At 69.8% G+C, this 12,030-nt stretch carries 13 protein-coding genes; 4 read left to right on the forward strand and 9 right to left on the reverse strand.

Going from position 1 to position 12,030, the window contains the following annotated elements; genetic code table 11:
• Positions 1-24: 24 nt before the first annotated feature.
• Complete coding sequence (locus AC1RN0_RS15320) at positions 25-1,695, reverse strand: ShlB/FhaC/HecB family hemolysin secretion/activation protein (RefSeq protein ID WP_492788327.1); 1,671 nt, start codon at positions 1,693-1,695, stop codon at positions 25-27.
• Between the two features lie 340 nt (positions 1,696-2,035).
• A complete protein-coding gene (gene rnd / locus AC1RN0_RS15325; RefSeq protein WP_492788328.1) occupies positions 2,036-3,214 on the reverse strand; it encodes a ribonuclease D in 1,179 nt (392 codons plus the stop codon).
• A gap of 102 nt (positions 3,215-3,316) precedes the next feature.
• Here rnd and purM point away from each other — a divergent pair, with 102 nt between their 5' ends.
• The 3 genes from purM to AC1RN0_RS15340 all read left to right on the forward strand — a co-directional run bounded on the left by purM (position 3,317) and on the right by AC1RN0_RS15340 (position 5,248).
• Positions 3,317-4,339 (forward strand): phosphoribosylformylglycinamidine cyclo-ligase, encoded by a 1,023-nt coding sequence (purM, locus tag AC1RN0_RS15330; RefSeq protein WP_492788329.1) that lies wholly within the window; start codon positions 3,317-3,319, stop codon positions 4,337-4,339.
• A gap of 112 nt (positions 4,340-4,451) precedes the next feature.
• Entirely contained in the window at positions 4,452-5,030 is a 579-nt protein-coding gene (gene purN / locus AC1RN0_RS15335; protein WP_492788330.1) for a phosphoribosylglycinamide formyltransferase, read from the forward strand.
• Positions 5,030-5,248, forward strand: coding sequence for a hypothetical protein (locus AC1RN0_RS15340; protein WP_492788331.1), 219 nt, complete (start codon positions 5,030-5,032; stop codon positions 5,246-5,248). Before purN ends, AC1RN0_RS15340 begins: the two co-directional genes overlap by 1 nt.
• Here the strand turns inward: AC1RN0_RS15340 and AC1RN0_RS15345 are convergent.
• The 3 genes from AC1RN0_RS15345 to ndk form a co-directional block, all read right to left on the reverse strand.
• Complete coding sequence (locus tag AC1RN0_RS15345; protein WP_492788332.1) at positions 5,233-5,844, reverse strand: hypothetical protein; 612 nt, start codon at positions 5,842-5,844, stop codon at positions 5,233-5,235. The genes AC1RN0_RS15340 and AC1RN0_RS15345 overlap by 16 nt on opposite strands.
• A gap of 62 nt (positions 5,845-5,906) precedes the next feature.
• Positions 5,907-6,545: a YoaK family protein gene (locus AC1RN0_RS15350; RefSeq protein WP_492788333.1), complete on the reverse strand. Its 639-nt coding sequence runs from the start codon at positions 6,543-6,545 to the stop codon at positions 5,907-5,909.
• Positions 6,546-6,623: 78 nt separating this feature from the next.
• A complete protein-coding gene (ndk, locus tag AC1RN0_RS15355) occupies positions 6,624-7,043 on the reverse strand; it encodes a nucleoside-diphosphate kinase (protein ID WP_492788334.1) in 420 nt (139 codons plus the stop codon).
• A gap of 109 nt (positions 7,044-7,152) precedes the next feature.
• On the opposite strand from ndk, the gene AC1RN0_RS15360 reads away from it, so the two are divergent.
• Complete coding sequence (locus AC1RN0_RS15360) at positions 7,153-9,039, forward strand: ABC-F family ATP-binding cassette domain-containing protein (RefSeq protein WP_492788335.1); 1,887 nt, start codon at positions 7,153-7,155, stop codon at positions 9,037-9,039.
• A 31-nt stretch (positions 9,040-9,070) separates the two neighbouring features.
• Here the strand turns inward: AC1RN0_RS15360 and AC1RN0_RS15365 are convergent, their stop codons facing one another.
• The 4 genes from AC1RN0_RS15365 to AC1RN0_RS15380 all read right to left on the reverse strand — a co-directional run bounded on the left by AC1RN0_RS15365 (position 9,071) and on the right by AC1RN0_RS15380 (position 11,965).
• On the reverse strand, positions 9,071-9,466 hold the full coding sequence (locus AC1RN0_RS15365; protein WP_492788336.1) for a c-type cytochrome: 396 nt from the start codon (positions 9,464-9,466) through the stop codon (positions 9,071-9,073).
• Between the two features lie 103 nt (positions 9,467-9,569).
• Positions 9,570-9,896: an I78 family peptidase inhibitor gene (locus tag AC1RN0_RS15370; RefSeq protein ID WP_492788337.1), complete on the reverse strand. Its 327-nt coding sequence runs from the start codon at positions 9,894-9,896 to the stop codon at positions 9,570-9,572.
• Complete coding sequence (locus AC1RN0_RS15375) at positions 9,893-10,354, reverse strand: DNA polymerase III subunit chi (RefSeq protein WP_492788338.1); 462 nt, start codon at positions 10,352-10,354, stop codon at positions 9,893-9,895. Before AC1RN0_RS15375 ends, AC1RN0_RS15370 begins: the two co-directional genes overlap by 4 nt.
• A gap of 132 nt (positions 10,355-10,486) precedes the next feature.
• The gene (locus AC1RN0_RS15380; protein ID WP_492788339.1) at positions 10,487-11,965 is read right to left on the reverse strand and encodes a leucyl aminopeptidase; all 1,479 of its coding nucleotides are present in this window, start codon (positions 11,963-11,965) and stop codon (positions 10,487-10,489) included.
• Positions 11,966-12,030 lie beyond the last annotated feature (65 nt).

The raw sequence follows: 12,030 nt of genomic DNA on the forward strand, positions 1-12,030 counted from the left end.
GCCGGGGACTGCCCGGCCCCGTCATCAGAATTGTTTGGTGATCTGGAACCAGACGCGGCCGGACCGGTCCGGCGCGGAGGTCGCGGGCTGGTCGCCCAGCCTGGCGGCGTAGGTCAGCCGGGCGGTGAGGTCGCCCGGGCCCATCCACGCCGCGCCGACCCCGGCGCCGCGACGCCGGGCGCTGTTGGCTCCCGGCGACCAGGAATCATGGGCGAAACGGACCTCGCCGGTGTCGACGAAGCCGATCAGCTGGAAGCTTCCCGGCAGCGGCCGGGTCCAGCGGTCCAGCGACAGGCGGGCCTCCAGGGTCGCGACATAGCCCTCGTCGCCATAGGCCTCGCCTTCCGGATACGCCCTGACGCCATAGGCGCCGCCGAGCTCCATCTTTTCCGAACTGTCGAGGTTGTCGAAGGCCGCCTGCCCCCGCACCGCGGCGAACAGCGACAGCGGTCCGCCCACCGTCTGCAGCCGCATCAGGCTGAACTGGGCCTTGCCGAAGCCGCCCCCGGTCCGCCCGGCCAGGCTGTCGGCGAGACGTTCGGCCGGGTTCTGAATGTCCAGCCGGCCGGTCGTCCCGGAGATCGAGACGGCCGTCCAGCCGCCGCCGCCGAAGCTGTCGCGGGCGTCGCCGCGCAGACCGACGGTCAGCGCCTGGCTGTCGCGGCGCGAGTCCAGCGAGACCAGGCCGATGTCGTCCTTCAGCCGTTTGCCGTCGATGCTGGCGAACAGATTGAGATTGGCCCGCCGCGCGCGGATCAGCGGATAATCGCCGTACAGGCTGACGATGTCCGCCGTGCCGGCGGCGTCGAGCGCGTCGAACTCCTGGCCCAGCTGGTAGCGCATGTGGGTGTAGGCGATGCCCACCGTCGCGTCGCCGACGGGCGCTTCATAGGCCGCGCGGCCATAGGCCAGCCCCTCGGTCGAGGCCAGCAGACGCAGGCTGAGGCGGTCGCCGAGACCGGTCGGATTGTTGAGATTGATCGTGCCGCCGGGCCGGTAGACGCCGGTGTAGCGGTTGCCGGCGTTGTCGGCCTCGAGACTGCCCGTGACCCGGCGGCCGGGGGCCAGGGTGACCACGAGATCCGAATCCCCCGGCGCGGCGCCCGGCGCGAGCGTCGACTGCACGGCAACGCCGGGCAGGTCGGACAGCAGCAGCAGGCTGCGCTCCAGCGGTCCGATGGCCACGGGATCTCCCGGGTGCAGGCCGCGCAGCCTGCGCCGGGCGACGCCATCCGCCAGCGGGCTCTGGTTGTTCAGGCTGACGGCGCCGTAGCGGCCCTCGATGACCGCGATGGTCACGGTCCCGTCCCTGACCTCCTGCGGCGGCAGGTAGGACTGGGCCAGGATGTAGCCATGGCGGTTGTAGAAGGCGGTGATCGCCGCCGCAGCGTTGCGCAACTCCGGCAGCGTCAGCTCGTCGCCGGCCGAGATGCCGGTGACGGCGACCAGCTCGGCCTCCGAAAAGAGGGCGGCGCCGGTGACCCTCAGGACCGCGACCCGGATCCGCGCGCCGGAGGCCGCCTCGGGCGCGCCGGTTCCCGGCCGCTCCACACGGAGGTCCGGGGCCGTGGTCCGGGGGACATCGGCCGGCGGAATTTGCTGCAGTTGCCCACCCGCGCCCGGTGGAACCGTCTGGGCGGAAGCGGCGTTGCCGGCCGCGAGCAAGGCCGCGGCCAGGAGGCTGGTCTTGAACATGATCGATCGGAATCCCACCGCGACAGGGGGGTGCAACGCCTCTCACGCGGGGGAGAAGACGTCCGTAACGGGTCAATTAGCTGAAGCTGGATCGTCGAGACTGGACGATGTCTGGACCGAGACGGCGCCTACAGCCGGCACTCGGTTCCGCTGCAGGTAATACCCCGTCTCCCGCGCGGTTCCGCGAAACGTCGGTTTCTATCAAAATAGTCGCGATTCAGGCACTGGCGAGTATCGCAGGCGTCCGAATACCTATTTTGGGCATGCCGGATCGAAGGCCAACAAGAATTGAGGCGCCGCTCCAAGCGACGCCCCTTCCCGACCGCAAATTCGTCGGTTGTCAGTTCGCCGCGGCCTTCGGCGCCCGCCGGACTTCGACGACGCGTACGCGCGTGCCGTCCAGCACCAGGGCCAGTTCGCCGCGCTTGAGCTTGAGGGCGTCGGCCCCGAAGGCCTCCAGTCGCCAGCCCTGCAGGGCGCCGACGTCGGCGTTGTCGTCGTTGGCGATCTTTTCCAGGTCCGAGACCGTGGCCAGCAGCTTGGACGCCACGCCGGCATCCTCGGCCCGGGCCTTGAGCAGCACCTTGAGCAGCTCGACCACCGCGCCGGCGGCGGCGTTCTGCGGGCCGCGCTCGCGGTCGATCTTCGGCGCGTAGCCGTCGGGGTCCTTGAGCGCCTCGCGGATGGCCTCGAGCAGGTCGGGGCCGAACTTGCTGCCGGAAAAGCCCTTGGGCACCCCGCGCAGCCGGTCCATGGCGGCGGCGTCGGTCGGGGCCTGGGCGGCCAGTTCGTCGATCGCGTCGTCCTTGAGGATCCGGCCGCGCGGCTGGTCGCGCTGCTGGGCGGTGCGCTCGCGCCAGGCGGCGACCGCCTTGAACACGGCCAGGTACTTCGGCGTGTGCTTGCGCGGCTTGAGGCGCTTCCAGGCGTTTTCCGGCTCGACGTCATAGAGCGCCGGGTCGGTCAGGGCGGCCATCTCCTCCTCGACCCAGGCGAGGCGTCCGTCCTTCTCCAGCCGCGCCTTCAGCGTCGGATAGAGCGCGGCCAGATGGGTCACGTCGGCGATGGCGTAGGTCAGCTGGTTGTCGCTCAGCGGACGGCGGGCCCAGTCGGTGAAGCGGCTCGACTTGTCGAGGTCGATCTTCAGCATCTGCCGGACCAGGGCGTCATAGGCGATCTGCTCGCCGAACCCCGCGGCCATGCCGGCGATCTGCGTGTCGAACAGCGGCCGGGGCATGGCGCCCAGGTTGTTGAAGATTTCCACGTCCTGACGGGCGGCATGGAAGACCTTGTCGACACTCTCGTCGCGGAGAATGTCGAGCAGGGGGGCGAGATCAAGTCCCTCGGCCAGCGGGTCGATACAGGCCTGGGCGCCGTTCGGCGCCGCCACCTGGATCAGGCACAGCTTGGGCCAGTAGGTCGTTTCGCGCATGAACTCGGTGTCCACGGCGATGAACGGCTGTCCTTGGAGAGACTTGCAGAAATCCGCCAGCTGGGCGGTGGTCGTAATAGGCTGCATCGGGTAGCTATAGCGCCGCCTACGGCCGAGTCTGCAAGAGATCAGGTCGATGCGCCTTATTTTCGTTCTCAATCGTTGCCGCGAAGCCTCCCCGAGCACCCCATGACCGATCGGCCCAACGGCCTTACCTATGCCCAGGCGGGCGTCGACATCGACGCCGGCGCCGCGCTCGTCGAGGCCATCAAGCCTCTGGCGAAAGCCACCGCCCGTCCCGGCATGCAGGGCGGGCTCGGCGGATTCGGCGCCCTGTTCGACCTCAAGGCGGCCGGCTACGTCGATCCGCTGCTGGTCTCGACGACCGACGGGGTCGGCACCAAGCTGAAGATCGCCATCGAGACGGGTCTGCACGACACGGTCGGCATCGATCTGGTGGCCATGTGCGTCAACGACCTGCTGGCCCAGGGCGCCGAGCCGCTGCTGTTCCTTGACTACTTCGCCACCGGCAAGCTGGACGTGGCCACGGCCACCCGCGTGGTCGCCGGCATCGCCGAGGGCTGCAAGCTGGCCGGCTGCGCCCTGGTCGGCGGCGAGACGGCCGAGATGCCGGGCATGTACGGCGACGGCGAGTACGACCTGGCCGGCTTCACGGTCGGCGCGGTCAATCGCGACGGCGTGCTGCCGCGGCTCGACGACCAGCGCCCCGGCGACGTGCTGATCGGCCTGGCGTCCAGCGGCCCGCACTCCAACGGCTATTCGATGGTCCGCAAGGTGGTCGAGCGCTCGGGCCTGGCCTGGGACGCGCCCTCCCCGTTCGGCGCCGGAACGCTGGCCGAAAGCCTGATGACGCCGACGCGCATCTACGTCGCCTCGACCCTGCCGCTGATCAAGGCCGGCCGGATCAAGGGCGTGGCCCACATCACCGGCGGCGGCCTGATCGAGAATCCGCCGCGCGCCATCGCCGACGGCCTGGTTCCCCGCTTCGACTGGAACGCCTGGACGATGAGCCCGACCTTCCAGTGGCTGCAGGAGACCGGCGGCATCGCCGAGCACGAGATGCGCCGCACCTTCAACTGCGGCATCGGCTTCCTGCTGATCGTCGCCCGCGACGACGCCCCCGGCGTGCTGGCCGACCTGCTCGACGCCGGCGAGGACGCCTTCGTCTGCGGCGAGCTGGCGAAGGGCTGACGCGGATGTGCGTCCTTCGACACGGCCCTTCGGGCCTGCTCAGGATGACGTACTCAAGTGCACGTCATGGTGAGCAGCGCCGCAGGCGCGTGTCGAACCACGCAACCTGCCCATGAAGGCTAAGGTCGCCATCCTCATCTCCGGCGACGGATCGAACATGGTCGCGCTGGTCGAGGCCGCGCGCGCGCCGGACTGCCCCTATGAGGTCGTTCTGGTCCTGTCGAACAACCCGGACGCCGGCGGGCTGGCGAAAGCCGCGGCGCTGGGCGTGCCGACCCTGGCGATCGACCACCGCCCGCTCGGCAAGGACCGCGACGCCCACGAACGGCTGATCGACGCGGCCCTGCGGGCGGCAGGGGCGCAGTACGTCGTCCTGGCCGGCTACATGCGTATCCTGACGCCCTTCCTTGTCGAGGCCTGGGCCGGCCGGATGCTCAACATCCACCCGTCCCTGCTGCCGAAATATCCGGGCCTGAATACCCATCAGCGCGCGCTGGACGCCGGCGATGCCGAGGCCGGCTGCACGGTGCATCTGGTGACCCCCGGCGTCGACGAGGGGCCGATCCTCGGCCAGGCGCGGGTTCCGGTTCTGCCCGGCGACACGGCCGGGGCCCTGGCCGCCCGGGTCAAGGTCGAGGAGCACCGGCTCTACCCGGCGACGCTGGCCGACCTCGTCCGGCGGAACGCCTGATGGCCCGCGGTCCGCAGGGCTGCGAGGTCTGCCGCCGCCAGTGGCTGGTCGACGGCCGCCTGCCCCACCGCCTCGGCGCCAACACCGGCGGCGCCGTGCTGTACCGCTGCGACGCCTGCGAGACCTGGTGGGAGGAAACGCCGCGCGGAACCCAGGCGATCACCGACGACGAAGCCCGCGAAAGCTATCCGGGCCTTGCGGATCAGTCGTCGCCGTAGACGGTGCTGGGGACGCCATTGCGGCGCAGCAGATCGGCCGCCAGCAACAGACGCTGTCCGTACTCGGTCCCGTACTTCGCCTTGAGCTCGGTGTACCAGATGGCGCGCCGGCGCGGCATCTCGGCCAGCAGCAGTCGCCACTCCGCCGCCACATGCTTCTGCGCTGTCCGGTCCACGGCGGCGCAGTCCGGCTCGATCGGCATCTGGATATCGTGCCGCCCCCAGGCCTTGCCCTGGCCGAGCACGTCGAGAAAATCCATGCGCGCCAGGTGCGGCATGGCCAGCACGGTCGGCTCGTTGAGGCCCTCGGCCAGGATGGCGGTCAGATTGGCCGCGCGGGCGGCCATGGCCGCCTCGGTGCAGGCGGTTTCCCAGTCGGGCGCGGACCGGGCGGCCAGGCTGTCCGCCCTGACCGTCTGCAGCGCCGCCGCAAGACCCGCCGCGTCGCCGGCGATCCAGGCGTCGATCACCGGATCGAGCTTCGCCGCCGCCAGCCCGTCGCCGAACGCCGGGCCCGAAGGCGCGCCGCCGCCCGAGCAGCCGGTCAGCAGCGCCGCCAGCACCAGACCGGACAGCAAGCGCCCGGCCAACGTCATGGAATTTTTCATCGAGACCCCCGTCTTCGGGCGTCTCTAGAGCGCGACGGTTAAACGCCGGATTAAGCGCGCTCCTCGACCAGTCGCCAGATCGTCAGGCCGGCGACCACGGCCGCCGCGCCCCACAGGGCCAGCGTGCCAATGTGGGTGTAGGCCGCCGCGCCGATCGCCCCGCCCGTCGTCAATCCGGCCCACAGCAGCAGATAGGGTCCCCAGGCCCAGCGGTCGCCGCCGGTCAGGGCCGCGGCGATCCGTTGCCCCGCCTTGACCAGTGTGCCGGTCATGTAGGTCAGGCCGACGCCGACGTCGCCGTTGCGCTGGAACACCGCGTTTTCCGACCCCATGGCCAGCACCACGGCGGCGACCCCGGCGGTGTCGAATCCGGCCATGAACAGGCCCGCGCCAGCGGCCAGCAGTCCGGCCTCGAGCGCCAGCACGGCCGAGCGCCGCCCCTCCCCGACCCGCCGGGCGAGCAGCGCGCCGATCACCACGCCGGCGACGAACAGGGCGACGATCGACAGCACCGTCACCGCCGCCTGGAGATGTCCGGTGGCCAGCCCAACGCCGAGCCGGGTTGAGTTGCCGCTCATGAACGAGACGAAGAAGCCGCCCAGCTTGAGGAAGCCGATCGCGTCGACATAACCGGCGACGCCCGACAGGGCGGCGGCCAGGGCCACGTCGCGACGGCGATAATCCTTCATGCCAAGGCTCCGGATACGACAACGGCCGGATCGTCACCGATCCGGCCGCGCCGTGTCATGCAAAAAGTCCAGGCGGACCTAGCCGACGATGTCGGCGTCGGTGAAGAACTGGGCGATCTCGATGCCGGCGTTCTCGATCGAGTCCGAACCGTGGACCGAGTTCTCGCCGATCGACAGCGCGAACAGCTTGCGGATCGTGCCCTCGGCGGCGTCCTTGGGGTTGGTGGCGCCCATGACTTCGCGATAGCGGGCCACGGCGTTGTCGCCTTCCAGCACCTGGACGACGACCGGCTCGGCGGTCATCTGGCCGACCAGTTCGCCGTAGAACGGACGCTCGGCGTGGACTTCGTAGAATTTCTTGGCCTGGGCTTCCGTCAGCTTGATGCGCTTCTGCGCCACGATGCGCAGACCCGCGCCTTCGATGACGGCGTTGACGGCGCCCGTGAGGTTCCGGCGGGTCGCGTCCGGCTTGATGATCGAGAAAGTGCGTTCAGTCATGGCTAGTTCAGAGCCTTACACATGAGGTGGTGTTTGGGAGGTCGCGGGCTTATAGCGGCGGGCCCCCGATCCGCCAACACTTCTCGAAAAGCGCTTTTGTCCCCCCGCCATGCTTCAGATCAACGACCTCACCTTTGACGCCTGGGGGCGGCGCTTTTTCGACAAGGCGGGCGTTTCCCTGCCGCCCGGCTCCAAGGTCGGCCTCGTCGGCCGCAACGGCGTGGGCAAGTCCACCCTGTTCAAGCTCATCATGGGCGAGCTGCAGGCCGGCGGCGACGAGATCAGCCTGCCGAAGAACACCCGCATCGGACAGGTGGCGCAGGAGCATCCCGCGACGCCGGTGTCGCTGATCGACACCATCCTTGAGGCCGACGAGGAACGCCACGACCTGCTCACCCGCCTGGAGACCGCCGATCCGGAGGAGATGGGCGACATCTGGACCCGCCTGATCGAGATCGACTCGGACGCGGCCCCCGCCAAGGCGGCGGAAATCCTTGCCGGCCTCGGCTTCAGCGTCGAAGACCTGCAGCGGCCGATGGCCGAGTTCTCGGGCGGCTGGCGCATGCGCGTGGCGCTGGCGGCGGCCCTGTTCAGCGAGCCGGACCTGCTGCTGCTCGACGAACCGACCAACTACCTCGACCTCGAGGGCGCCCTGTGGCTCGAGGCGCGGCTGAAGAAGTATCCGCACACCGCCCTGATCATCAGCCACGACCGCGAGCTGCTGAACAACAGCTGCACCCACATCCTGCACCTGGCCCAGGCCAAGCTCGAGATCTACACGGGCGGCTACGACGCCTTCGAGAAGATGCGGGCGGAGAAGTCGCGTCTGCAGCTGTCTGCCAAGGCCAAGCAGGACGCCGAGCGCGCCCACCTGCAGGCCTTCGTCGATCGCTTCCGGGCCAAGGCCTCCAAGGCCGCCCAGGCCCAGTCGCGGATGAAGCGGCTGGCCAAGATGGAGCCGGTGGCCACCACCATCGAGGAACGCGTCGCCCCCTTCACCCTGCCCTCGCCGCCCCGCCCGCTGGCGCCGCCGCTGATCCGGCTGGAGCGGGCCAACGTCGGCTACGAGGACGGCAAGCCGATCCTGCGCAACCTCAACCTGCGCATGGACCTGGACGACCGCATCGGCCTGCTCGGCGTCAACGGCGCGGGCAAGTCGACCTTCGCCAAGCTGATCGCCGGCGCGCTCGGCGTGCAGAGCGGCGAGTTCCACCGCGACCGCAAGATGAAGGTCGGCTGGTTCCACCAGCACCAGATCGAGGCCATGGATCCGGTCGACACCCCGCTGGAGATCATCCGCCGGGCCATGCCGGAGGCCTCGGAGTCCTCGCGCCGGTCGAAGCTGGCCCAGTTCGGCCTCGGCTTCGAGAAGCAGGAGACCACGGTCGCCAACCTGTCCGGTGGCGAGCGGGCCCGGCTGCTGCTCAACATGGTGGCGATGGAAGCGCCGCACATGCTGATCCTCGACGAACCGACCAACCACCTGGACATCGACAGCCGCCGCGCCCTGCTCGACGCGTTGAACGACTACGAGGGCGCGGTGATCCTGATCACTCACGACCGCTCGCTGATGGAGCTGGTGGCCGACCGGCTGTGGCTGGCCGCAGACGGCACGATCAAGCCGTTCAACGGCGACATGGACGACTACGCCAGGTTCGTCATCGACAAGGCCCGCGTCGCCGCCCGCGCCCCGACCCAGGTCAAGGCCGCGGAGCCCGAGCCGGTCAAGCTGGCCCCGCCCCCGCCGCCCCGGCCCTCGGCCGCCCAGGTCGGACCGCTGAAGCGCAAGCTGGAAGCCGCCGAGGCGGTGGTGATCCGCACGACCAAGGCGCTGGACGAGATCGACGCGGTCCTGGCCGATCCGGCCATCTACGTGAAGAACCCCGCCCAGGCCGCCGAGCTCGGCCAGAAACGCGTCAAGGCCCAGGCGTCGGTCGACAAGGCCGAGGCCGAATGGCTGGTCATCGCCGACCAGCTGGCGGCGGTGGAGGGGTAGCCAGGGGACCTGTACCGAAGGTACGCGTCCCCTACTTCGCGGGCTCGAGGCTGCGCAGATAGGCGGTCAGGGCCGAGACCTCATCGGGATCGAGCGTCGCCACAGGCATGCGCGGATGGGTCGGGCGCGAGCCCTCTTCCTGCATCGTCGTCGGTGGCAGCATGCCCTCTTCCAGCAGCTGGGCGAGACCGCCGGCCGGATAACGGCGGTGCAGGGTGCGGAACGGCGGCGCGTCGCTGAGCGGGCTGGTGCCCTCCCCGACCGCGTGACAGCCGCCGCAGCTGCGTTCGGCGATCCTCTGACCGTAGGCGATGGTCGCCGCGGCGGTCGCCGTCGGCGCCGAAGCAGGCGCCGGCGCAGCGGCCCCGCCGCCCGCGCAGGCGGCCAGAAGCGCCAGAACGCCTGTCATGATCATCGGCCGCACCATGCTCATCTCCCGAAAACAACCGGCCCAGCTTGGGGCCTGAACATGGCGCCGCCAAGGTCGATAAGGCCCCGGCCGCGCATTTGCGCCGCCGGAACCACCGACCTCACCCGCACTTCACTTCCTTGATGATGCCGGTCTCGGCGTCGAAGAAGATGTTCAGGCGGTCGGGGCGGTAGTCCATCGTCACCGGGCAGGTCGTGCAGGCGACCCGCCGCTTGGTCGGGTCGGTCGGCACGGGAATGCGGCTGCGCGGCTGGCCCACCAGCCACTGCAGGTCGCGCGCGCCGCAGGCGTCCGGCGGCGACGGCGGCGGCAGCGGCTCGGTCGGCAGCGACTGGATCGGCGGGGCGGCGCTCGCCACGGGCGTCGACGCAGGCGCGGCGGCGCAGGCGCTCAGGGCCAGAACGGCGAACATCATCAATCGCTTCATGCAATCTTCTCCCAACCGCGTTCATCGCCCTGGCGCCAGTAGCTGATCGGGCGCCCCTCGGCCTTGAAGGTCTTCCAGCGCGCCCGGGCCAGGGCCAGGGCCGCATCGTCCCGACCGTCGAACAGCACGATGCAGCGCGAGTGGCCGGTCAGGTCGCCCGGCTCGGCGCCGTCCACAAGGAACAGCGCCTGGGCCGCGTTCGGCGTATCCATCTCCGTCGTCAGCAGCACCGGCTGGTGCTCGGCGAACGGCTCCCGCGCCAGGCCGTGCGGCAGGAAGCTCTCATCGCGAAAGCTCCACAGCCAGCTGTCGAGATGGTCGAGCCGACCGGCTTCCGGCGCGCGCACGACCGCGCGCCACCCCTTCTTCAGGGTCTTGTCCAGCAGGTCTGGAAGCACCTGGTCGAGCGACGAGCGCTCGAGGTGGTAGAACCAGACTTCGCAGGGCGGTGTGGTCAAGCTCGGTGCGTCCTTCGAGACGCCCGCTTACGCGGGCTCCTCAGGATGACGGAATTCGGGGGGCGGCAACAGTGCACGTCATGGTGAGGAGCGGACCCTCAGGTCCGCGTCTCGAACCACGCACGCTGCGTGCTACCCCTCGTACTTGTCCGCCACCATGCGGTTCAGCAGCCGGACGCCGAAGCCGGTGGCGCCGTCCGGCGAGGTCGGGATCGTCGAGGGCTTCTTCCAGGCGGTCGAGGCGATGTCGAGGTGCGCCCAGGGCAGGCCGTTGACGAACTTCTGCAGGAACAGCGCCGCGGTGATCGAGCCGCCGGCCCGGCCGTTGCCGGTGTTCTTCAGGTCGGCGATCATGCTCTCGATCTGCTTGTTGTAGGCATCCGGCATCGGCATGCGCCACAGGGGCTCGGCCTCGGCCTTGGAAGCCGCCAGAAGATTCTCCGACAACGTATCGTTATTGCTGAACAAACCAGCCAGATCGTTGCCCAGCGAGATGATGATCGCGCCGGTCAGGGTGGCCAGGTCGACCATGAACTTCGGCTTGAAGCGGTCCTGGCAGTACCAGAGGGCGTCGGCCAGAACGAGGCGGCCTTCGGCGTCGGTGTTGATGATCTCGATGGTCTGGCCGGACATGGACTTGACCACGTCGCCGGGGCGCTGGGCGTTGCCGTCCGGCATGTTCTCGACCAGGCCCAGGATGCCGACCGCGTTGACCTTTGCCTTGCGGCCGGCCAGCACGTGCATGACGCCGGCCACGGCGGCCGCGCCGCCCATGTCCCACTTCATGTCTTCCATGCCGTCGGCGGGCTTGAGGCTGATGCCGCCGGTGTCGAAGCAGACGCCCTTGCCGACGAAGGCGATCGGCTGGCTGTCGCCGCCGCCCTTCCACTGGATGACGGCCAGCTGGCTGTCGCGGACGCTGCCCTGGCCGACGCCGAGCAGGCTGCCCATGCCCAGCTTCATCATCGCTTCCTCGTCGAGGATCTCGACCTCGAGGCCCAGAGATTCCAGCGCCTTGACGCGTCGGGCGAACTCGGCCGGGTACAGCACGTTCGGCGGCTCGGACACGAGATCGCGCGAGAAGTAGACCGCCTCGCCCAGCGCCTTCAGCGGCGCCCATGCGGCTTCGGCGGCCGCGGTGTCGTCGGTGTGGATGACCACCGCCTGCACCGACGGCCTGGCCTCCGGCTTTTCGGTCGTGCGGTAGCGGTCGAAACGATAGGCCGCCAGCGTGGCGCCGAGGGCCGCCTGGGCCGCCTCGGCCGCGGTCGCGCCCGGCAGCAGCACGTGCAGGGTGTCAGAGCCGCTGGTCTTGGTGCTCTGGAAGGCCTGGGCGGCAAAGCGCTCGGCTGCCTCGACGTTCCAGTCCGCGCCGGCCCCGACGACCACCAGACGCTGTACGTCCAGGCCCGTGGGCACGACCAGTTCGACCGTCTGGCCGGGCTTGCCGGCGAAGCGGCCGGCGGCGATGGCGCGGGTGACCGCCCCGCCGGTCGCCTTGTCCATATCCTCGGCGGCCCAGGAGAGTTTGCCCCCCTCGAAGGCCATCACGGCGACCGCGCCGCCCTTGGGGGCCACGGTCCGGTCAGCGGCGACGAAGTCGATGCGCATGAAGCACTCCTCAAATCTGTCTGGCGGGCATAGTCCAACCGGCGACCATAGGAAAGCGTGGGCGG

The organism is Caulobacter sp. GW821-FHT12F03, from assembly GCF_058806855.1.